Origin of the sequence: Mycoplasmopsis agalactiae 14628 (assembly GCF_000266865.1) — a bacterium.
GTDB lineage: Bacteria > Bacillota_I > Bacilli_A > Mycoplasmatales > Metamycoplasmataceae > Mycoplasmopsis > Mycoplasmopsis agalactiae_A.
This window is the reverse complement of record NZ_AJPR01000011.1, coordinates 215,018-239,205: the sequence shown is the minus strand read 5'-3', so window position 1 is coordinate 239,205 and position 24,188 is coordinate 215,018. Positions and strand designations below refer to the sequence as shown.

Below are 24,188 nucleotides of genomic sequence, written 5' to 3'. Positions count from 1 at the left end.
ATGTACCAAATAATTATGCTGTTATTCTGATAAGACTGTTTTATAGTCTCTTTAGGAAAATTTAATATTTTCAAGCCTAAGTAAATTAAGATAATTCTGATTTATGCAAATCAACAAAATTATTTATTTTTAATAAATAATCCTCCCTGATGCTTTCTGTAATTGCTTAATAAAATATAATAATCATATGAATGAATTTATAGACTTATATAACACCACTGAATATTCATTTTTAGAATCATTAATTAAAGTAAAAGATTTAGTTAGACTATCTAAAGAAAACGGCAAAAGGGCTGTTGTTTTAAGCGACCATAATAATATGTTTGCTTTAGGTGAATTTTTAAAACAATGCACTGCTTATGAAATTAAGCCAATTATTGGAGTGGATTTAGATGTTGAAGAATCTAGATTTATTTTGCTTGCTAAAAATTATGAAGGTTTTAAGCTAATTAACTCACTGATTTTAAAAAAATCTAGAGAAGAAATTAAGCTCAGCGACATTATTAGTTACAATCTTTTCATTATTGATCACCCTTCAAATGGATTGTATGCAAAAAATAAACATCATAAGCTTTCTGATAATAAAAATTACTATATTTCTTCGCCAGATTCTTCAATTCCTAATTCAATTTATGTAAAAGAAAACAAATTAATTGATGTTGAAGACAACGAAACCCTTAATATTCTTTTAAAACTAGGAAACAATAAAGAAGCTAATTATAATTTTAGTTATTTTGAAGACTATACAACTGATCCTGACTTCTTAGCTAGAATTAATTTTATTGTTGATAACTGCAATGTGACTTTTCCTAAAAAAGAGCTTAAATTAGCTTCTTTTTGTGAAAGTGATGAAAAGAACTACGAGCTTTTTATTGAAAAAATAAAACAAGGACTTATAAAACACAAAAAAGCTTTATTGCCCTATAAAACAGCCGTTAATGACAGAATAAATTATGAATGTTCAGTGATTAAAAAACTAGGTTTTATTAACTATTTTTTAATAATTTCAGATATGATTGAGTATGCTGATAGTAATGGTATATCAATTGGACCAGGCAGAGGTAGTGCTGCTGGTTCATTGATTAGTTATTTATTAGGAATTACTAAAATCAATCCTCTCAAGTACAATCTATTATTTGAAAGATTTTTAAATATTGATAAAGTCTCATGACCAGACATTGACATTGATATTCAAGATGACAGACGTGATGAAATTTTTGCCTATTTACAAAATAAATATGGCAAAAATAGGGTGGCTGTTATTTCAACTTTTCAAACAATGGGAACCAAGCAAGCTATAAGAGATGTAGGAAGAATGCTTGATATTCCTCTTTCTGATGTTAATAGAATAAGTAAGTCTATAAATGCTTTTGCAAATTATTCATCAATTGAAGAAGAATTTGCAAAAAATTTAACTTTTAATAAAGAAGTATCGTCATTAAAAGACTATGAAAAGTTTATAAATCATGTTTCAAAATTACAAGGGTTGCCTCGTCAATACGGAATTCATGCAGCAGGTTTAATTATTTCTGATAAAGATTTAAATGAATATGTTCCAGTGTTTGAAAATGCTTATTCATTCTTGCAAGTACAAGTGCCAATGGAATTTGTTGAAAACTTTGGCTTACTAAAAATTGACTTGCTAGGACTTAAAACTTTGACAGAAATTAAGCACATTGAAAAAAGAATTAGTAAGCTTAAGCTTTTTGACGAATTAGTCTATGAAAATGACTTAGAGTTACAAGATCCTATGGCTATAAACTTGCTTAATAATGGCAACACTGAAGGGCTTTTTCAAATTGAATCTTCAGGAATGAAAAGCACAATTAAAAAAGTTGGCATTCAAAGTTTTGAAGACCTTTTTGCTATTATTTCTCTTTATAGACCTGGGCCAAAAGAATATATTAAAGACTATGCAAATAACAGAAAAAATCCAAAATTAATTGAAAAAATAGATCCGGTATATGATGAAATTGTTGCCCCAACATATGGCATTATCATCTATCAGGAGCAAATAATGGAAATATCTCAGGCTGTTGCAAAAATGTCTTTTGCACAGGCTGATTTATTAAGAAGAGCAATAAGCAAGAAAAATGAAGTAGAGCTGCATAAATATAGAAAAACTTTTTTTGAAGGCGGACTTAAAAATAATTTTAGTATTGAATCACTAACCAAAATTTATGACAAAATTGAAAAATTTGCTCAATATGGATTTAATAAATCACATGCAGTATCATATGCTTACTTAACAATGAAAATGGCTTACTATAAAGCTAGATATCCACAAGTTTACTTTAGCGCTCTTATTTCTAATTCATATGGCGATCAAAATAAAATTGCTTCGTTTGTTAATGAACTAAAAAACATGAATTTTAGTGTTTATTCGCCAAGCATTATTCATTTTACTAACTCAGCCATAGTTGATAATGGAGATATTTATCTTCCTTTTAATATGATTAAAGGTTTAGGGGCTGAAAGTATTAAAAAGATTGCGCTAGATATTAAGGAAAATGGCCAATATAAAGATTTATCGCTCTTTGAAATCTTGCTGCGTTTAAGATTTGCAGGCATAAAAAATGCAATGATTAGCACACTAATTAGAGCAAATGTGTTTCGTGCTTTTGGCTACCAAGACTATATTAATGGCGTAGATTTACTTATGCAAGAAGAGTACAATTTGCTTAGCAAGGGCGCTAATTCATTTAGCGACATAGTCAATAATTTAGACTTTGAAGGCTATAAAAAAGCTTCAGAAAACATCGAGATGCAATCTAAATTTAATCTAGAAGAGGAATCGAGAAATGAAATTGAATTGCTTGGAAATATCTATAATGCCTATAAAACAGTGCAATACGAAAAAAAATATAAATATAGATTGTCTGATTTATTAAAAATGCAGGGTAATTTTAGCACTGCTATTGAGATAGTGGTTAAAAAAGAGCCTAAGGACAGGCCATATGCAATTATCGAAGTCTGTGACCGCACCTTAAATTACACATTTTTTGTTAACAAAAACAATTTATCTAAATATAGAACTTTAAATAAAGGCGACATTATTGAAGCCCATATTCGCTCAAATGGCAATAAAATGTATCTAGATTCATGACAAGGAATTGAATAGTATGAACAGTGAAAATAAACTTATGCTTTTAGTAGATGGCAACTTCTTGATTTTTCAATCGTTTTATGCCTCATATAATAAATATAATCCTAATAGCGTTCTAGTAGCTAAAGATGGCACAACAACTAATGGTGTTCATGTGTTTTTTCAAACTTTATTTAAGCTAATTAAATTTTATAATCCTTCACATATGTTTATTGCTTTTGATGCTAAAGGCAAAACTAAAAGACATGAAGAGTATTATGATTATAAAGCTGGTAGAGAAAAGGCACCAGAAATCATTTTTGAGCAATTTGATCTAGCTAAAAAAATTCTTAGTGCAATGAATATCAAATGATTTGAAAAAGTTGGCTATGAAGCTGATGATTTAATAGCAACAGTTGCAAAACATAATTCTCAATTTAATAACTATATTTATTCTAAAGATAAAGACTTACTTCAGTTAGTTAATGAGAACAATAGCATAATAAAAGTAATTAAAAAAGTTGGGAATTTTACTGAATACAAACTAGAAACAATCAATGAATTTGCCAATATATACGGAATTAATCCTAATCAAATTCCTGATTATAAAGGTTTGGCTGGTGATTCGTCAGATAAACTAAAAGGCGTTGCTGGAATTGGGCCTAAGAAGGCTATAAGTTTGCTCAATGAATTTGGCACTTTGGAAGCAATTTATGAAAATATAAATAAAATTACTGGCAAAACTAAAGAATATTTAGAAAATGATTGTGAATCAGCTCATTTTTGCAAAAAATTAGCTATATTAAATTCAGATGTTGAAATGGACACTAATATAGATGATTATCAAATAATCCTTAATCAAGATAAAGCAATAGAAATACTAAAAGAATTTGGTTTTGACAGTGTTCTAGATACATATGTTAATGTACTTTTACCTAAGTATAAATTGACTTAAAAACCTATAAAACAGGACTTTTGATAACATACCTTGATATACTTTGCTGTGCTTAAGAAATTAAATCAGCTTTTTATTTAATGGTATACTAGCTAAAAGTGGTTTTGGTATTCCCAAAAGTATTAAAAAAATGGATAAAGTTTAAAATGCTCATCCATTTTTTTAATATTAATAGGCTATAAATAATTATTAACATTTACCTTAAGCACTATAAATAAGGCACATTTACACTCTTTTTCTAAATTTAAATGCTACTATTGCAAGTGCAACAAAAATGACTGATACTGCTAGTGAAATTAAAATAAATACTCAAATAGGCGAATCAAATAATAAAGGCAATGAGTTATTCCAACCATAATTTATTGTGGCAACTGAGTAGCTAAAAGGCAAGCACATTGCAATTATTTTTAAAGCAGAAGACTTTGTAATAACACTAATAGGTAAATACATACCAGATACTCATGCAGGTGGCAAATAAAATAGCATTGAAAGCGCATTAGCCATTTTATAATCTCTAGCAATTATGGCAACTATAACCCCTAATGAAGAGCATATTACTGAAAGAAAAATCATTCCTAGAATAATATAACCAAAATTAATGTTGCCTAAAGCTATTTTTGAGTGTCAAAAAGTTAAAGAAAATATAAATACTCAAAGTGCACTTATTCAAATTAATATTGTATAAAACGATATTATGCTAGCTACAAAAATTCATGGTTTTAAGGGTAAAACAGATATTCTTTTGTAAATAATTGTTTCTTTAAGATCACTAAAAGACATTGAAAGTGAGACAATTCCTACAACAGGACAAGCTGAAGCAATAATTCCCGGGATTAAATCATTAACTTCAAAAGTAGGAATTGCACTTAAAATTAGCAAAAACATTACTGGAAAAACAAAGGCAAAGAATACATTATGAAATGACTTTTTTCAATAATTAAATAATAAAGCATACATTGCTTTAAATTGTCTATGCATTGTTGCCTTCTTTCTTGTTACTTGATACTTTTTCTAAATAATAATCTAGCAATGTTTTGTGATTTTCTAAAATTTTGTCAATTTGCGTGTCTTCAATTATTAAGCCTTTATCAATAAAAATTATTCTTTCACACAATTCTTTTATTTCATTTAAATTGTGACTTACTAAAATTAAAGTCATTCCTTTGTTTTTGATTTCTTGTTTTAGTAAACTAATCATTTCTAATTGACTCTCAATATCAAGCCCTGTTGTTATTTCATCACCTATATAAATCTCTGGCTTATTGAATAAAGAAACAAATAAATTTACTCTCTGGCGCTGTCCTCCAGAAAGTGTGTTGACTTTTTGCTTATACAACTCTTTTAGCTCAAACTTATCAATCATTGTTTCAAAGTATTCTTTGTCCAAAATGCCTGTGTATAAGGTTTTATAGAAATTTATTAGCTCTTTGACATTAATAAAATTTGGATACACTTGCGATTGGAAGTTTATGCCTATTTTATAGGGTATTTGGCTTTTTTCAAAGCCATATTCAACCTCACCTGAACTTTGTTTTTTAGTATTAGCAATAATTTCACATAAAGTAGATTTTCCGGCGCCGTTAGCACCAAATATGGCAACACTAGTTCCTTTTTCAATTTTTAAATTTATAGGCCCTAATACGACTTTGTTGCCATATTTTTTAGTTACATTTTTAACTTCTATTAAACTCATAATATTAACAACCTTTGTCTATATTTATATATTTTAGTACTATTAGCAACTATTGTTAGAACAAACTTATGAAAATAAAAGTAGGCTTTAATTTTGCTTTCACACAAGTAATTTAACTCGATAATTTATGTAATCAAAGTACGCATCTTTTTTAGTTTAGCATGTATAAAGGCTTATAACTATTGAAACATCATATTTCATGTAATACTTTTTTACTTTCTTATTCATTATTTATCATAATTTACTATATGTATAAAATTAAATATAATTTTATTAGTTATGAAAAGATTGAATAAATTAATTTTAGCCCCTATATTTTTTGCTCCCGTTTTTTCTGTTTCTGCTGTGCTTCCAGCAACAAATAATCAAGTTAAATTAAATCCGATTCAATCAATCAATATAGCTATAAGCATTTAGTTAAGATATATACTCTGTGTTGCAGCAAGCAGTAGTATGAGATATAGAGTGAGTATGAACTATCTACTCATCCAGCAAATATGATAAAGTCGGAATTATTAAATTTGAGGAATTCAATAGCATTATCTGATTCACAAAATAGTGACTTTGAGAACATATTAAGGAAAATGTATGGTTAGTAAGTTTTACAAATCTGTTTTAAAAAAAGTCAAATAATGGGTGCATGCCCTGTTTTTATAGGCTCATCTATTGCTATATCTACCACATTTTTGGCAGCATCATGTGGGGAATATCAGCAAACTTTGTTTGAAAGGGAATACAATAAATTTTTTGATTTTAATTTATATGAAAAGCGAATAAAAAAGTCATTAAAGTCAACTGAGCCAATTTCTCAGATGTGTTCTGATCTGGAACTATTTAAATATGACCCTATATTTTACAGAAAGCTAACTCAAAATTTTTATAACTTCGTTAGGTTAATAAATAGTTTTTCTTATTCTCCAAATCAAGAATATCCTGAAATTGAAAATGAATATATTGGATATCTGGTTTATACAGTTAAAAACTATTCTTCATTTTATTCTAATAGTGTCGAAAGTTCAAAAATTGTTAAGTAATATAATCCAAAAACAACTTTAAGTGATTTACCAACTGGTAATTTTGTTAATTTTAGTGGCATGAAATATTTAAATGAAATTTCAAAAAACTTCGATCTTAAAAATAAAGATAAGATCAAACTTAGCAATTTAAGGAATTTATCGCTTAAAATTTCTGATGACATTTATAAAAATTTACTTAAATTGGAGTCACATTACAATCGTTATTTTAGAAACTTTTCAATAAACAATTTAATAGTTCCCAATTCGGATGCTTCTCATAAATTAACAAATTCAAAAGTTGATAACTATGTTGGTAATTTTGAACACATAAAAAGTGTTGCTAGTCTTTTACCCACTATTAATAATCAAACAATAATTAACAATTATCAAAAATTTGGAATTTTTGGTGTTAAAAGAGAGACATTGCTTGTAAACTCAAATAAAATAAATGCCTTGACATTTAAATTTAATAAGTTATATTCTGCTAATGATATTACTGTAACAGCATCTTATAGTCATTCAGAATCTCGCGATTTAATGAACTACATAAAGATAGATTTGTCATACAGGCCTGATTTAATGAGTTTTAAGGAATTTTTAAATTTTAAAAAGAAAACTAAATTTTCTAAAACAAACTTACAAAAAGAGCAAATTGTTTCTGGATATATAGACTTAGAAAAATTAATTGGAAACTATATTACAATTGCCCCGGATAAATTCAATGTTTTGGAAATAAATACACAAGGATTCGGCAGCAAAGTTTCTTCATGAAAAGAAAGTGTAGATTCTGGATATTATGGCAATAGAATTACTAGCGACTCTGAAAAAAATATTTATCTTGATTACATTAACTTTTTGAAAATAGATCCTAATACAAACAATACTAACCTGCTTATAACTCCTGATAGCTGAAATGTAAATGAGATTCCTAAAGATGATTGAAAAAAATTATTCCCGGTTATAAATGAATCTATTTCTTAAACAAAAAAACATACTAAGTGTATTAAAGACATAAATTTAGACGCAAGATATAAAATTGTGTTTGCAAAATACTTCTAAAAAGAGCATCAATCTTTCCATAAATGAAAATTCAAGTGCAACACAAATTGAAATAAAATTTAATTGTGAGCACTTGAATTTTTAATCAAGCAAACATAGAAAACTATGATTTTTAATGCATTTTTGTTAGCTTATTAAAAATATTAAACAATAGAACAATAACTTACAGTATATTACATGTGGTAAAGTTTGTAAATTCATAAACTAGAAGTTATTTATTATTTTTATTTTCTAGTCTCCGCAGCTAATCAGTCGATCACTTTTTGAAACTTATCGCCAATGTGGGTTGTATTGAACTGATCTTTTAATTCTTTCTTAACTGTCTCTTCTTGATTTTTTAATCTCTCTTGAATCTCAGATTTATGATTTTCATAATATGCAATTGCATTTTTTAAAGATTTGTTCGCTAATTCATCGCTAATATCATCTAATAAACCTGATGTTGCAACACCTACATATTTTTCAGTTTCACTGTCGCCGTAACCATAAGGTAAAGGAGTTCCATTTTTCTTACCAATTTCAAATCCTGGCTGAAGAGTTATATTACTTTCTCCTTTAGTATATAAGTCAGCTAAAATGTTGTAAACTGCCTGGCCGATTAATTTCATAACTGATGTAAAAATTCTATGACCTTTTAGTTTATTTTTTTGTTCTTCATCAACACCAATAATGAATTTATCTTTATCAGCCATTTTTTTAATTTCCTTTGCTGTGTCCGTTGACAGTGAACCAGCAACAGGGTAAGCAGCCGTAGCTTTAACTACAGAGTTAATAGCTGTAGTGGCTCGTGGTGCTCCTGAGGTAAATAAAGTATTTAGCTCAATAGTTTCATTTAATGATTTTGTTTTAGCTTCTGGGTGTTCTTTATTTCAGTCAATAATACCTTGAAAAGTACCAGCTATAAAGTCAGAAACTGCTGGATAAGGAACACCACCAAAAGCACCAATTGTACGTTTTTCAGGTTGATCTTTATAAACTTGTGAGAAGTAATCTGCAAGCGCACGACCAGCTATATAAGCAGCTTGTTTAACATCAAAGATAACTGGAATTAAGTGTCCTTCGCCTATTTTTTGAGTAAATGCTTTAGATTTATCATCGCTTAATTGCAAAACATCAAAATCAACAGTGATGAACACAATGTTATTATCTTTAATCTTCTTGATGTAATTATCATCTAAATCAACAAGTGGAGTTTGGTGCATGAATCCATAAAGAACAATGTACTTAAATCCGACATCAATGGCATTTTTATAAACTTCCGTTAATTGGTCTCATCCAGGTTCAAAAGATTTGTTTCATAATTCCTTATTTCCAATTGCTTTTGCCTTATCCAGGCCTAGCTCATATGAAATTTTATGAACTGCTTCCCATGCTGATTGGTTAAATGATTCATCATACACTGAGCCACCACCTGCTATAAATGCTGTTTTTGGTGCATTTTCAGTATTTAAGCCTGATCTTAATTTAAGATTATCTTGAGACTTAATATTTGCAAGTGTTGTTATAGTTTTAGTGTTACCGTCATAAGATATCTTGAAGTGCTTATCATAGTCAATAGAGTCTTTTACTTTATCCAAAATGTTAGTTATAACATTTAACTGGTCTCTGACCTTTCAATCTAAATCATTTACATTGTTAGTGTGTCATCTATTAAAATCTTCACCAAAATGGCTATTAAATCCATAATCCTTTTTAGCAATTTCAATCACTAAGGATGTAAGATCATCTATTGTCTTTTCTAATTTTTTAGGCTGATAAATTGATGACAGTATTTCATCTAATTCTCTTGTCTTTGGATTATTTCCGTGTGTCTTTTTAAGAATCTGAACCGCATCATGAACATGATTTAATATTTTGAAGTATTCCTTTTCAAGAACTGGAGCAATCAAATTGGACGATTCTTGATTGTCATTTTTATGATCTACTGCTCTGTCATTTGGCTGATTTGCCCTTCAATCACCACTTTTATTATCACATTTAGCAGCTATTAAAGGAAGAAGTGTTATAGATGTATACCCCCCCCCAAAGCAAAAAGTACCTTTTTGTTTTTCATCTTTTACCCCTAATTTATAAACTTATTGGTTGAATTATGCAAGAATGAAAAGTTCATTTATTATTGACTGTAAATATTTCCATAAGATGCAAGCACTAATAACTTTTTCCTTTGGATAATAATCATTGTGATTTTGCATACATTAAAAAACTTGCACTAAGATACAAGCATTTTTTAAGCTTTAGTCCTAATTCAATAATTGATATGTTGACTAATTTATATTATTTCTCAATAGCTACTTCAAAAATTTCATCTGAAGCTAATGGCAAGTCTGTTGATTCTTCTAATAGAGAGCCAATTTGAAACTCTAATGTTAGTTTTCCATTTTTTAGTTTTATATTTGTTCCTGAAGCATGAGTTGATTTAATACCTTTAAAGTCATTAGGATGAACAGTAACAAGATCTAAAAGCTTGTTGCTGTGAAGCGCTATAAACAATTTTTTAAAGCTTTCTGAATACTTTTCAATAGCTTTATAAATATTTCCACCTATATAGTTTCTGTCTTTGTAAACTTTTATAAATATTCTTTTATTCTTGACAAACTCTTTAAGAATATAAAGACTTTTTTGAACTTTTGTTGGCACAAAGCTATCAGGTTTTTTAATTTCGTCAGCAAATAAACTAGTTAGTAATTTAAAAGCTTGCTCTAACTTATGTGGCTGTTTTATAGTGATAGACGATATTATTTCATCTATCTTATTAACCTTTTCATTATCTTTATGTGACTCTTTTAGAAGTTTTAGCGCATTCTGAAACTTCTCCAAAATTTGGTCATACTTTTTACTAAAAATAGGTCAACAGAGTTTTCACTTGCTTTATTAACCTCTTTATTTTTATTTACATCAGGGTCTTCTGAAACTAAAATTTTAAATTTTCCATCATTACTTGTTTCATTAATTTCATCTTTACTACCGCATTTAACAGATAAAACAGAAAATGAGCTTAGTACACTAATTGCACTGCTCAATGTTAAAATTATTCTTTTATTTTTCATACATAATCCTTACTTTTGAATAACTATAATATATGCCAAAATAAAATATTGGTACTTATTTTTACCAATATTCCTTATTTATAGGGGAATTAGTTTCATATTCAGTATTAAAGGTGCATATAAACCTGTTTAAAGCTTTAATACTTGTAGTGTTTTTACTGAATGATGCTGAGATTATATAGATATATAACACACATACAAAATCTTAAAATTTTTAAATTTTTTGTCATAGTTTTTAAACAACAGCATAATGACTCTTATTTTCAATGTTTTGCATTTTTAAAACCAACAAATTGCTATTTTTTAATTACTAACTAAAGTATTCTAAAAAAATAAAAAAAATATTTGGTGCTATATGTTTTTAGTCTATAATAAAGTTGATGCATTCCATTAGTGAATGAGTACTGTATCCACAGGAACAGTTGCTTAAGAGTATATAACTCCTTTCCCATAAATAATATATAAAGTTCTGTGCGCGGAAGCTTTTTAATTTGAATTGTCTTATGAATTAAAAAAGGGAGGGAGACCTCCTTTTTTTAATTCTTGAGCCACTTTTTGTAAATAATCTATGTTTTTATAATAAAATTGTTAATATTAAATAATATTAAAATAACATCTTATTAATTTATTAATTTAAGATAACTAGTAAATTTAACTACCATAAGGGAGATATATGAGTGCTAAATCAATAGAACTAAATAAAGAAAAAGGTTCTGTAGTTGTTGAATATGAGTTTACAGGCGAAAAATGAACAAAAATTTTTAACAAAACCAAAGCTAATAAAATTAAAAAATTAAAAGTAGATGGTTTTAGACCTGGTAAAGCTCCTAAACACATAGTTGATAAATATGTAACACCAGTTACTGTTGCAAGTGATTCAATTCATGAAGCATATAATGTTTTTGCTGACGAAATTTTTGAAGAAGTTAAGAAACAACATGAAAATGCATTGCAAAATGCAGTTTTATTAGAATTGCCAGTGTTAGCAGAAGAATCATCTGTTATTAAAATTGAGTTTCCACTGCTTCCTGACTTATCAGGCATAAAACTAGATGAATCAATTAAGACAAAAGTCGGCAAGCTTAAAGTAACTGAAGCTGACATTGATTCATATTTAGATGAATTATTAAGCAAAAACGCATTATTAATGCCTCTTGGCAAAAAAGATAAAACAAAATTAGGTGACGTTGTGACACTTAAATACAAAGGTTTTGTAAACAATGAACCTTTTGAAGGTGGTGAAGCTGACCAATTTGATTTAAAATTAGGTAGCAAAACATTTATTGACACTTTTGAAGACCAATTGGTCGGTAAAAGTGTAGGCTGAAAGGGCGAAGTTAATGTTACTTTCCCAGAAAGCTATGCAGTGCCTACACTTAAAGGTCAACCAGCAGTTTTTGAATGCGAAATTCTAGATGCTAAGAGATTAGAAAAAATCACATTAGATGAGAAAAATGTTAAGGAATTACACCTTCCTAATGTTTCAACAATTGAAGAAGCAAGGGCATATGCTAAAGAAATATTAACAGTTAAAAAATATGCTGAAATTCAAAGAAATGTAATTGATTCATTAGTTGCTGAATTAGTTGAAAAACACCAATTTGCAATTTCAGACATTTTAGTTGCTACTGGTGCTCAAAAAAGATTAGAAGAAATTAAAGCTAACTTAAAAACTCAAGGCATTAAATTCAATGACTACTTAGACTTAATTAAAACTTCAGAAGCTGACTTTAACAAACTAGTTCTAAATGAAGAAAAAGAAGTAACTAAGAGACTTTTAGTTCATGAAGAGTTAATGAAACAATTTAAAGACAAGGCTGAAATTTCTGAAGAAAACAAAAATCTTTGAGCAATTAACATTGCTTTTGGCCAACAATTTATTCCTCTTCAATTTGTTCTTCAATACATGAAGCAAAATCCTTTAGCTGAAGGCGAAGAACAAAATGGTCAATTCACTGAAGCTATTAAAGAAGTTGCAATCACAAGATTGATTCTTGCATACTTAGACAAGAAAACTTCAGATCAAAATGACAAGGTTGCTTTAGAATTGGCTAATAAATTAATTAAACAAGCTGAAGAAGATATCAAAAAATTCGAAGAAGAAGCTAAAAAAATTCACGAAGAAGAATTAGCTGAAGAATCTAAAAAAGCTGAAGAGAAATCTGAAGAAAATGAAAGCAAAAAATAATACAAAATAAAGACATCTGCTACTTGCAGGTGTTTTTGTTTTTTGGTTACAAAATATCAAAAACTAAATTGTATGATGTAAAAAAGCTGCAAGAATTGTACTGCTTTTCATATATAACTGTTTTATAGTATTTTAAGCAAAACAACGGAAGTAAAATAAATACTAAATATGCTGGATATCTTATGCAAATTATTAGATTATCAAAACATTCCTTATAGTTAAATATAAAATATAATTAATGCCAAAACCAGAAATTATTTATGACTATCCATACTATTTCAAGGACAATAATAGTGAACAAAATATCATATTTTGTCACGGTTTTAACTCTAAATATACTGCATTAGAATTATTTGCTAATCAACACAGTAAGTTTAATTTTTATGCGTTGCAATTCCCTGGATCTAACTTAACTAAACCAATAGAAGATCACAAGGTTTCTATTAAAGAATACTCTCGATTGTTAATTGAATTTATAATTAAAAACAACATCAAAAATGTTATATTGATAGGTAAATCAATGGGGGCGGCAACTGCCGTATTAGCCTATAAAACAAGGCCAGAATTAATTAGTAAGCTAGTTTTAATTACTCCAATTAATAAAAGCCAACTAGAACTAGATGTATGAAAGCAAAAGAAATATTTACCAACAAATTTTGATGAATATTTACATAATTTTGTTCCCTTAATCTATTATGAATATAAGTTATTGCAAAAAGATAAGGATTGGATTTTTAAAGCTAGTGCTAAATTTGATCCAAAATATTACAATAATGAATGAGTTAAAGAGCTAGATAATCAATTGACTGATTTAAAAATTCATAACGAAATTGAACAAGCATACTTATCAGTAAAAATTCCAACATTAATAATATTAGCTGATAAAGATAGGCTGATAGATTGTGAATTAAGCAAACAATACTTTCATAAACATATGCCAAAAGCAAGAATTGAAATAATAACTAATTCTGCACATATGGTATATAAAGAAAAAAGTGATGTGCTTAATAGTTTGATTGAGCACTTTTTAAATGAATTAAACTAAAAGTACTATAAAACAGGCAAATAAGCCAAATGTGGCTATAACATTGTTTTGCCTTTCTTTAAAAATGTGTTTTTAGACTAATTCTTTGATTTAAATTCAAATGTCAGCAGAATATGCTGATTTTTTCATATTTTTTTGCACATTTATTACTGGTTAGCGAATTAAGCATACATACTACAAATAATGCCAACTAGTATTAAAAGCCTATAAAACAGTCTTATAAGTAAATCTTATTCATTTAAGAGTATTCACTAAAATGTATGTGCTTCAATCTCTGCCCTTTAGTCAGCAAATAAATTGAGAATATAATTTCATTGATAAGAAATTATCACTTTGTCTATTTATTTTTTAGTTAGTTTTTAATATAAAACTAACTCCAGGGAGTTATATGAACGTTATATTTTTTGGCATTAAAGAAGTAGAATTTCCTATTTTTGAAAAAGTTAAAGAAAAATACAAAGACTTAAAACTTACAGCTGTTACAGAAGTTATTTCAAAAGAACGTATCCATTTAGTAGATGGTATGGACTGTGTAGTTGTTAGAGAAAATGATGTTGTAAATCGTGAAATTTTAGAATTGCTTAAATCTAAAGGTATTAATTACGTATTTACTAGAACAGCAGGATTTGACCACATGGACTTAGCTGCTGGACATGAATTAGGTATTAAAATGGCTCGTGTACCATCATATTCACCTACAGCTATTGCTGAATTAGCATTCTCATATGCTCATCAATTGTCAAGAAGATCACTTCACTTTGGCTACAAAGCACACAATAAAGACTTTACAGTTGATGACTTTGGTTTTGCTAAAGAGCTAAGATCAAGCACAGTACTTATTATGGGTACAGGTAAAATTGGCTATGAATCAGCCAAAATGTTTAAGAGCTTTGGTGCCAAAGTATTGGGCTACGACCTTATGCCTAATAAAGCATTAACAGATGTTATTGAATATGTTTCGCTTGATGATGGCCTAAAGCAAGCTGACATTGTGACCTTACATATGCCATATATTAAAGGTCAAAATGACAAATTAGTTAATGCAGAGTTGCTAAACAAAATGAAAGATGGCGCTATTTTGGTTAACACTTCTAGAGGCCAAATACAAGATGAAAAGGCAATTTTAGACGCTGTTAAAAGCGGCAAGCTTGCTGGTGCTGCTATTGATGTGTTTAACAATGAAAAAGCGTATTTATTCAAAACTTTTGACAAAATTGAAGACCCAGTTATTGCTGAATTAGTAGACTTATATCCTCGTGTTATTATGTCTCCACACATTGGCTGATATACACAAGAAGCTGCCACAAGCATGCTTGAAACATCATTAGATAACTTAAAAGAATACGTTGAAACTGGTGATTGCAAAAACAAACTATAGTTTGTAATGCAATTAATTTCCTGGCTTAGGCTAGGAAATTTTATTTTTGTTTATGCCCTAATTAGACTATAAATAAGGAATGTAGGTTAATTTCTTCATAAAATGAAAATAAAAAAATGATCTTTAAAAGCTAAAGATCATTCAAAATGTTTTTTATTGTTGTTTCTTCAATTTAACAAATGTCACAATTGACAATAATAATGATAGAACACCGAATACAAGTCCTGAAACTGCTGTTCCTTTGATTGTGACTGTTGGGTCTTTTGTTGAAAGTAGAGTTCCAACGCCTGGGTTTGTGTTTTTATTAATAGCTACAGCTGCTAAAATTATACCTAATAAAGCAAGTACATATCCTATTGCAGGTAGTATTATGTTTTTCTTATCTGCAAATTTGCTTCTGAATAGAAATACAGCAACTGAAAGTAGGATAACAGCTAATAATGCTCCAACTAATCCTACAGCTCCTAATGCTGTTCATGTTGTGCCAGCAACACTATTGATGTCGCTACTTAAACCTGATGCACCTAACAAATCTTTCATTTACGTAATAAATCTCCTTCATAAATAAATTACCAAATGAATTATATTTAAACAGTGAATAGAAGGATATATAATGGAATAATATGCTAGTTTTTTTCATATTTAATTGACTTTTAAGCCTGTTTTAAGCCTTTATATGTCATAAGCATATTATTAATACTATGGGAGCAGTAATGAAAAGAGTGAGAGTTATTGGTGCTGGCATTTCTGGAACTGAAGTGTGTTATCAGCTACTAAAACGTAATTATTTAGTTGAACTTTTTGAAGTAAAATCAATTAAGAAGAACCCTATTCAAACAAATGATATGTTTGCTAATTTAGCTTATTCTGATTCCTTTCACTCTAATTTAATAACTAGTGCTAAGGGATTATTAAAGCAAGAAATGCGCTTGCTTGATTCATTTATTATTAAAGCAGCTGACTATGCAAAAGTAGCAAATGAATCACTCTTAGTTGACAGATATAAATTTCAAGAATATATAACTAAATATTTAAAAAGTCATCAAAATCTTAAAATAATAGAAAAGGAATATCTAAAAATTGATGATTCAGTGCCTACAATTATTGCAACTGGCCCATTAAGCAGTGCTAATTTAGAAAATGAAATTAAAAATCTTGTTGGCGAATCTAACTTTAATTTATTTGATCAAGTTGAGCCAATAGTATTAAAAAGTTCTATAAATTGAAACTATGTGCAAAAAGGCGCTCTAGATGATAAATTATTTTATTGCAGTTTAAGCAAAAATGAATTTGAACATTTGTATAACTTAATTACTGATGCAGAAATATTTATTTCCCCATTGCCTAATGAAATTAAATTATTGCATGATAATGGTTTTAGATCAATTGAAAGTGTTGCAAAAAGAGGTAAAAATGAGCTAAAAAATCTATTGCAAGCTAACGAAATAGTACAAAATGAAAGCGCTTATGCCACTGTTTTATTAAAAGAAGATGAATACAATGAAAATTTTCTAAGAATTGTAAATTTTCAAACAAGCATCAAAATTCCATGACAAAGCGAAATAATAAAAGCTATTCCAGCATTAGCAAATGCTACTATCTTAAGATATGGGGTTATGCATAAAAATGATTATATAAATTCAGCTAATGTCTTAGATGATAATTTTCAATTAAAGTCTAAACCAAACATATTTTTTGCAGGTCAACTTACTGGCACTGATGGATATGTAGAGGCAAGCGCAAGCGCTATTATTTGTGCAATCAATGTTGATAGGTATTTAAATAATTTGCCAAAAATAGTTCCAAGTAATAAAACAATCATCGGTAGCTTATGCAATTATGTACTAAAAGCAAACAAAAGTGGCATACAGCCAATGGAGGCTAATTGAGGGCTTGTGGAAGGAATTAATTTAGTTGCTTATAATGATGAAAACAGAAAAACGCTTTCTGAAAGAGCTTTAACTGAAATTAAAGAATTTATAAGACAAATTTCCTAATTAATAAATTTTTCTAATGCCCTTGTTTTATAGTAATTTTAGAAAAAATAGCACATCTGCTGTGCTATTTTTGCCCTTTATCTATTCAAATGTTTCTTCATCATTATTTGATGATGAATTGTTGTTTGAGCCTTCGCCTTTGTTTGAGCTTGCTGCTGCACTTTTAGCCATATTGTAAGCCGCATTTAACTCATCAATTTTTTTCTTAAGTTGCTCAACATCTTTGTTGTTAATTAGTTCTTTAACTTCTTTAATGTAGTCAGAAATTTTCGCTTTTTCGTCTTCAGGAATTACAATATTGCCTTCATTCATTTCTTTTTCTAAGCTATTAACTAAGTTTTCAGCTTGGATAATTGTGCTTATTTCTTCGGCTCTCTTAGCATCAGCTTCACGGTTTTTTTCAGCGTCCTTTATCATTTCTTCGATTTCAGAATCACTTAATTTAGATGAGTTCTTAATAGTAATTGATTGCTCTTTGTTAGTATCTTTATCTTTAGCTAAAACAGTTGTGATACCGTTTGCATCTATTTTAAAGCTTACTTCAATTTGTGGCACTCCTCTTGGAGCTACACGAATACCGCCAAGGTTAAATTGTCCAAGCAATTTATTTTCACTAGCTAGTGGTCTTTCACCTTGCACTATTCTAATAGTAACTTCGCTTTGATTATCTTCAAATGTTGTAAACACTTCACTCTTAGTAATAGGAATACGTGTGTTTCTTGGAATTAATGGTGTAGCAATTCCACCTGCTGTTTCAATTCCTAGTGTTAAAGGTGTGACATCAACTAATAAAACATCATCAATTTCGCCAGCTAAAACAGCACCTTGAATAGCAGCTCCCATAGCCACAACTTCATCAGGGTTAACTGAACGATTGGCTTTTCTATTTAAAATTGATTCAACTAATTGTTGTACTGCAGGAATTCTAGTTGAACCACCAACTAAGATAACATCATCTAAATCAGAGATCTTGATCTTGGCATCAGCTAATGCTGTTTCAATAGGTTTTCTACATCTTTCCACTAAATGTGATGTCATTTCTTCAAATTGGCTTCTTCTTAAAGTTGCTTCAACACTAATAGGTTCTGAGCATTGTTGCATAACTAAAAATGGAAGCATAATTGTTGCTTGTTGCGAGCTAGATAAGTCAATTTTTGCTTTTTCAGCAGCTGCTTTTAAACGAGCCATTGCCATCTTATTGTTTGTAACGTCTGTTTTATAGTCTTTTTTGATTAAGTCAATTAATCATTTAACAATTTCATGGTCTCAGTCATCACCACCAAGTCTGTTATCACCTGCTGTTGATAAAACTTCAAATGTTCCTTCAGCTAATTCTAAAATTGAAACGTCAAATGTTCCACCACCAAGGTCAAAAACAAGAATTTTTTGTTCTTTTTTAACTTTGTCAAGTCCAAAAGCTAAAGCTGCGGCTGTAGGTTCATTAATAATACGCAAAACTTCTAATCCAGCTATTTTACCAGCTATTTTGGTAGCTTCACGTTGTGCATTATCAAAATATGCAGGCACTGTAATAACTGCTTTTTCAACTTTGTGGCCAATTTTTTCTTCAGCATACTTTTTAAGATGCTCTAGAATCATTGCTGAAATTTCTTCGGGTTTATAATCTTTATTATTAACATGTACAGTTTTGCTTGTACCCATTAATCTTTTAATAGATGCTACAGTGTCAGGATTTGTTTCAATTTGGTTTTTTGCATTATCACCCACTATTATTTCGCCATCTTTAAAACTTACAACTGATGGAGTTGTTCTTTTTCCATTTAAGTTTTCTAAAACAACTGGTGAACCATTATCAACGATTGAAACAACCGAGTTTGTAGTACCTAAGTCAATACCAATAATTACTTCTTTTGCCATATTAAAGTCCTTTCAATGTATAAAAAACATTCATAACAATATTATTTTAGCACACAATTTAGCACTCTAGCTCTTTTTTTGCTAAATTTTAATTTTAGCTTTTTTGTTGGTAATTAAATTACTTTAAATAGTAGTTATATTTTGCTGATAATATTTGTTAATTTTTATTTAAAACCAGTGGATTTATGTGGTCAAAAATTTAAAAGTTATACATAGCTCAAACTTGTTTTGAAAGCTGTATTTTTCTGTGTTCAAGCTAGTTAAAGTGATACATATAATATATGGAATTATTTTCATTTTTTAGCTGGCAATATGTGGATTTTTTTATAATTTTTTCATTAAATAATTAGAGGTATGATATGAAAAAATCTAAATTTATACTAATTGGGGGGGGGGTTAGCTTCTGTATCAGCTATACCTCTTATAGCTGCTACATGCTTTGATAAAAATGATAAGAAGGAAGGAAACGAGCTCAAAAAACAGGAGCTAAAAACTTTTATTAAAGTCACAGAATTAGGTGAATTACCTAAAAAAGATGCTGACAGCATAAAAAGTGCACTAAGCGCTAAAAATGCTGGCTTGAAATTAGACGAATTAGTCTTTGAAATAAGTGAAAACGAAAATAAAGCTACAGTTAAGGCTAAGGCTGATAGCAAGAGCTATGAAGGCACAGTTGAAGTATCGTTTTCAGTAAAAACAGAAAATAGTGAAACTACTGTAACAAAACAAGATCTAAGCAAAGTTATAACTAAAACTGATTTGGGTGAATTGCCTAAAAAAGATGCTGACAGCATAAAAAGTGCACTAAGCGCTAAAAATGCTGGCTTGAAATTAGATGAATTAGTCTTTGAAATAAGTGAAAAAGAAAATAAAGCTACAGTTAAAGCTAGTGATGAAAGTAAAACATACACAGGTGAAGTTGTTGTTGCTTTTAGTGTTAAAAGTTCAAGAAGTGAAGAGACAAATCCAGCGACTGGTAAGCCAGGTACAGCTGCATTTGTTTCAGCATCAGATACAACTGAAAGACTATTTGATGATTTATTTACTGATAAACTAAAGAAAATTGAAGAAAATAGAAAAGCAAAGTGAAAAGACCAACTTGCTAAGGTAAAAAAGATCTTAGAAGAAGCTAGCAAACAAGATCAACCATCTGAATCAATTAAGAAATGAAAAGAAAAACTTGCTAAAGTCAACAAGATCTTAGAAGAAGCTAAAAAGAATGACAAGCTAGATTGAAATAAGTTATCTAAATCAGGTAAAGAACATTATGCTGCATATCTTTCTGAACTAGAATTAATTGCTGATCAAACTTGAAAAGAAAACTTTACTAAAAAGCCTTCGTCAACAGATACTGTTTCCAAAGATAAAGCACAATTTGAATCAAAATTAAAAGAAATATCTGAAAAAATAAGCAAATCCCAAAATGATATTCAATCAACTGTTACTGGTGATAATGAGGATGCAGTTGTTAACAAGAAAGAATTTGATAGTGTTTATCCAATTGTTGAAAAATCACTTAAGCAAGCCGAAGCAGACTTGAATGAACTAGAGGCAAAATTAAAATCATTTAATGATAAGACAAAAGAAGAATTAACAATGTTGTTAAAGAAAGCAAAAGATGAGTTAAAAATTGCTAAGTCTATAGCAGATGATATTGCTGAAAAAGCAAAAGCATCAGACAGCACAGTTAAACCAACACCGCCTTCAGCTTCTGATTCTTCTCCAATTGATGCTGGTTCAGCATGAAATGCTTTGCGTGCACTTTGAACATCAATAAAAGATAGTTTTAACTCATTACAAACATATGGTGAGGTGCTTAACTTCATTAAAAATCATAAAGACTTCAAGAAATATGCTTCAATAGTATATCTATCAAACAAAAACAAGGAAAGTGAACACCCAGCAAAGAATAAAAAAATTCTTATTGAGATTTTAGATGATAAATCTAATAAACACACTAAATTTTCTGGTACATTTGGCAACGTAGCTAAAAAGCTTTCAGATGCAAATATTGCTATAAGCGATACAATTGAAAAAATATTTGATGATCTATACGCTGATAGACTTAAAAAGATTGAAGAAGCTGAAAAAAATAAACCTAAACACAATGATGAATTTAATTGAAACAAGTTATCTAAATCAGCTGATGAAAATTATGCTGCTTTTCTTGCAGATCTTGAATTAATTAATGATGAATCTTGAAAAGAAAACTTTATTAAAAAGCCTGTTCCTGAAAAGCCTGTTTTAAAAGACAAAACAGAATTTGAGGCGAAATTAAAGGAAATATCTAAAAAAATAAGTAAGTCTCAAGATGATATTCAATCAACAGTAACTGGTGATGACGATACGGTTATTAACAAAGAAGATTTTAATAAAGTTTATCCAACTGTTGAAAAGACTCTTAAGCAAGCTGAAACTGACTTAAATGAACTTCAAAAAGAATTAAATTCATATGAAGACAAAATAAAAGAAGAATTAGCAAAATTGCTAAAGAAAGCAAAAGATGAGTTAAAAATTGCTAAGTCTATAACAGAGGACATTGCTGCAAAAGCAAAAGCATCAGACAGTGCAACTCAACCAACGCCGCCTTCAGGAGCCGATTCTTCTCCAATTGATGCTGTTTCAGCATGAAATGCTTTGCATACACTTTGAGCATCAATAAAAGATAGTTTTAACTCATTACAAACATACGGTGAGGTGCTTAACTTCATTAAAAATCATAAAGACTTCAAGAAATATGCTTCAATAGTATATCTATCAAACAAAAACAAAGAAACTGAACATCCTGGAAAAAACAAGAAAATTCTCATAGAGATTTTAGATGGCAAATCAGATAAGCACGCTAAATTCTCTGGTACATTTGGTAATGTCACTAAGGGCTTTTCTGATGTTTATGTTGACACAAGTAACACAATTGAAAAGTTATTTGATGATTTATATACAGATAGACTTAAAAAAATAGAAGAAGCTAAAAAGGAAGATAAATTGACTTGAGACAGGTTGTCTAAGTCAGCTGGTGAAAATTATGCTGCTTTTCTTGCAGATCTTGAATTAATTAAAGATGAAACTTGAAAAGCAAACTTTATTAAAAAACCTGTTTTAACGAACAAAACACAATTTGAGGCAAAAATAAAAGAAATTTCAGAGAAGATAAAAAAGTCACAAAATGATATTCAATCAACTGTTACTGGCGATGACGATGATGCAGTGGTTAATAAAGAAGAATTTAACAGCATTTATCCAGCTGTTGAAAAGACTCTGAAGCAAGCAGAAGTAGACTTAAGCAGAATAGAAAAGGAATTGAATTCTTATTATGAAGATAAAACAAAAGAAGAGTTAACAAAATTACTAAAGAAGGCAAAAAGTGAACTCAAAATTGCTAAGTCTATAACAGAGGGCATTGCTGCAAAGGCTAAAGAATCAGACAGCGAAACTCAACCAATGGCTCCCGCTGCTCCAAAACCAGCTCAACCTGGTGTTAACGAAACAATTGATCCTTTAGTTGCAGTAGGAGAACTAAATATAATATGATACAAAGATTTTGCTGAAGGACTTCCAAGAGGAGTAACAGCAAAACAAGCATTAGATAAATTTTTAGCACATAAAGATATTAAAAAATACGCATCTATAATAACTCTGCAACCAGGCGTAGACCCAAACAGTAAGCTAGGCTACAATGACCAACTTAAACTTAAGGTTGGCACTATTACATTTAACGGATCAATAAGAGGCTTTAATTAATTGAAAAAAGCAAAAGCCATATGAATTTTGCCTTTTGTGTTTGTTTCAATTTAAATTACTAAACATAAATTAAATAATGTAAGGAATTAACATGAAAAAATTTAAATTTATGGCGTTTGCTATTGTTGCGTTCATACCACCTATACCATTAATAATGGCTGGATGCAACAATAACAATAATAATAGCAACAATACTAGTCACAATAATAACAAAAATCCTAAAGATAATGATCTAGGCTCAGTAATTAAAATTACTAATTTAGGTGAGTTGGCTAAAAAAGATATTGAAAACATTAAAAATGCTTTAATTGCAAAAAATAGTGGATTAAACTTAAGCGAATTATCCATTGAAATAATTGAAAAAGAAAATAAAGCAGTAATTAAAGCAAAAGATAAAAGTGCATCATATTCAGGTGAAGTAGTTGTTACTTTTAGTGTCAAAAATTCTAAAAATGAAGGCACAGCTACTACTGCAGAAACTAAATTACAATTTGAAACCAAGGTAAAAGAAGTGAGCTCAAATATTACTAAGGCTCAGGAAAGTGTTAAATCAACTGTAATAGGCACAGATGAAGATTCAAAAGTAGACAATGACAAATTCGAGAAAGCTTATCCAACTGCTCAAAAAATAATGACTGAATCAAAGAAAGAAATCGATAAGTTAGAAAAAGATTTAAATTCTTTTGATACAAAATCAAAACAAGAATTATCAGGTTCTCTATCAAAAGTTAAAAATCAATTTGATGCTGCTAAACTTGAAATAGACAGCATTGCTGAAAAACATGAGCAACAAAATAATCCCGTTACTGCTCAAGAAGCTTGGAATGCACTTAGAGCATTATGACCAAGAGTAAAACTAGTTGTTATTAATGTACCAACATTTAAAGAGGTTATTGAGCATATTAAAAAGCATGATGAATTTAAAAAATATGCTCATTTAATTTCATTATCTTCCAAAAGTAATCCAGGTGATCGCCCATCGGTTACCAAACCCATCTATATAGATGTTAAGGATGAATCGCAAACAATTCAATTCATTGGCTCTTTTGCCTAACAAAAAAGCAAACTAAAAAGCAAACAGTGTGTTTGCTTTTTAAATCTGTTTT

General features: G+C 29.2%; 14 protein-coding genes and 3 pseudogenes. 10 read left to right on the top strand and 7 right to left on the bottom strand.

The features are described 5' to 3' along the window. The first annotated feature begins 187 nt into the window (after nucleotides 1–187). Together MAGB_RS03045 and MAGB_RS03040 are read left to right on the top strand one after the other, a co-directional pair. A complete protein-coding gene (locus MAGB_RS03045; protein WP_004024334.1) occupies nucleotides 188–3,121 on the top strand; it encodes a DNA polymerase III subunit alpha in 2,934 nt (977 codons plus the stop codon). 1 nt (nucleotide 3,122) lies between these two features. Further along, nucleotides 3,123–4,040, top strand: coding sequence for a 5'-3' exonuclease (locus MAGB_RS03040; protein WP_004024333.1), 918 nt, complete (start codon nucleotides 3,123–3,125; stop codon nucleotides 4,038–4,040). Nucleotides 4,041–4,265: 225 nt separating this feature from the next. Here the strand turns inward: MAGB_RS03040 and MAGB_RS03035 are convergent, their stop codons facing one another. Together MAGB_RS03035 and MAGB_RS03030 are read right to left on the bottom strand one after the other, a co-directional pair. Beyond that, entirely contained in the window at nucleotides 4,266–5,018 is a 753-nt protein-coding gene (locus MAGB_RS03035) for an ABC transporter permease (RefSeq protein WP_004024332.1), read from the bottom strand. Continuing rightward, on the bottom strand, nucleotides 5,011–5,733 hold the full coding sequence (locus MAGB_RS03030; RefSeq protein WP_004024331.1) for an ABC transporter ATP-binding protein: 723 nt from the start codon (nucleotides 5,731–5,733) through the stop codon (nucleotides 5,011–5,013). Before MAGB_RS03030 ends, MAGB_RS03035 begins: the two co-directional genes overlap by 8 nt. A gap of 279 nt (nucleotides 5,734–6,012) precedes the next feature. On the opposite strand from MAGB_RS03030, the pseudogene MAGB_RS04665 reads away from it, so the two are divergent. Together MAGB_RS04665 and MAGB_RS04660 are read left to right on the top strand one after the other, a co-directional pair. Further along, nucleotides 6,013–6,271, top strand: a pseudogene (locus MAGB_RS04665) (S8 family serine peptidase); the annotation flags it as partial. A gap of 50 nt (nucleotides 6,272–6,321) precedes the next feature. Further along, nucleotides 6,322–7,730 (top strand): annotated as a pseudogene (locus MAGB_RS04660) (Mbov_0186 family lipoprotein). A 302-nt stretch (nucleotides 7,731–8,032) separates the two neighbouring features. Here the strand turns inward: MAGB_RS04660 and MAGB_RS03015 are convergent. From MAGB_RS03015 to MAGB_RS04285, 3 genes and pseudogenes are all read right to left on the bottom strand, one after another. Then, nucleotides 8,033–9,754: pseudogene (locus MAGB_RS03015) on the bottom strand (BMP family ABC transporter substrate-binding protein); the annotation flags it as partial. A 328-nt stretch (nucleotides 9,755–10,082) separates the two neighbouring features. After that, nucleotides 10,083–10,625, bottom strand: a complete 543-nt coding sequence (locus MAGB_RS03010) for a hypothetical protein (protein ID WP_036433320.1) — start codon at nucleotides 10,623–10,625, stop codon at nucleotides 10,083–10,085. After that, nucleotides 10,601–10,855: a hypothetical protein gene (locus MAGB_RS04285; RefSeq protein ID WP_036433317.1), complete on the bottom strand. Its 255-nt coding sequence runs from the start codon at nucleotides 10,853–10,855 to the stop codon at nucleotides 10,601–10,603. The genes MAGB_RS03010 and MAGB_RS04285 overlap by 25 nt, the downstream gene beginning before the upstream one ends. Before the next feature lie 673 nt (nucleotides 10,856–11,528). Here MAGB_RS04285 and tig point away from each other — a divergent pair. From tig to MAGB_RS02990, 3 genes are all read left to right on the top strand, one after another. Then, nucleotides 11,529–13,043, top strand: coding sequence for a trigger factor (gene tig / locus MAGB_RS03000; RefSeq protein WP_004024330.1), 1,515 nt, complete (start codon nucleotides 11,529–11,531; stop codon nucleotides 13,041–13,043). 238 nt (nucleotides 13,044–13,281) lie between these two features. Then, a complete protein-coding gene (locus tag MAGB_RS02995) occupies nucleotides 13,282–14,088 on the top strand; it encodes an alpha/beta fold hydrolase (protein ID WP_004024329.1) in 807 nt (268 codons plus the stop codon). Nucleotides 14,089–14,476: 388 nt separating this feature from the next. Further along, entirely contained in the window at nucleotides 14,477–15,466 is a 990-nt protein-coding gene (locus MAGB_RS02990; protein WP_004024328.1) for a 2-hydroxyacid dehydrogenase, read from the top strand. A gap of 153 nt (nucleotides 15,467–15,619) precedes the next feature. Here MAGB_RS02990 and MAGB_RS02985 read toward each other — a convergent pair whose 3' ends face one another. Continuing rightward, nucleotides 15,620–16,006, bottom strand: coding sequence for a TIGR04554 family membrane protein (locus MAGB_RS02985; RefSeq protein WP_036433314.1), 387 nt, complete (start codon nucleotides 16,004–16,006; stop codon nucleotides 15,620–15,622). A 173-nt stretch (nucleotides 16,007–16,179) separates the two neighbouring features. Here MAGB_RS02985 and trmFO point away from each other — a divergent pair, with 173 nt between their 5' ends. Then, the gene (gene trmFO, locus MAGB_RS02980; protein ID WP_004024326.1) at nucleotides 16,180–17,463 is read left to right on the top strand and encodes a methylenetetrahydrofolate--tRNA-(uracil(54)-C(5))-methyltransferase (FADH(2)-oxidizing) TrmFO; all 1,284 of its coding nucleotides are present in this window, start codon (nucleotides 16,180–16,182) and stop codon (nucleotides 17,461–17,463) included. Between the two features lie 81 nt (nucleotides 17,464–17,544). Here the strand turns inward: trmFO and dnaK are convergent, their stop codons facing one another. After that, on the bottom strand, nucleotides 17,545–19,341 hold the full coding sequence (gene dnaK, locus MAGB_RS02975; RefSeq protein WP_004024325.1) for a molecular chaperone DnaK: 1,797 nt from the start codon (nucleotides 19,339–19,341) through the stop codon (nucleotides 17,545–17,547). 384 nt (nucleotides 19,342–19,725) lie between these two features. Here dnaK and MAGB_RS02970 point away from each other — a divergent pair, with 384 nt between their 5' ends. After that, complete coding sequence (locus tag MAGB_RS02970; protein WP_004024324.1) at nucleotides 19,726–23,082, top strand: hypothetical protein; 3,357 nt, start codon at nucleotides 19,726–19,728, stop codon at nucleotides 23,080–23,082. 91 nt (nucleotides 23,083–23,173) lie between these two features. Further along, entirely contained in the window at nucleotides 23,174–24,136 is a 963-nt protein-coding gene (locus tag MAGB_RS02965) for an MAG1450 family lipoprotein (protein WP_004024323.1), read from the top strand. Nucleotides 24,137–24,188 lie beyond the last annotated feature (52 nt).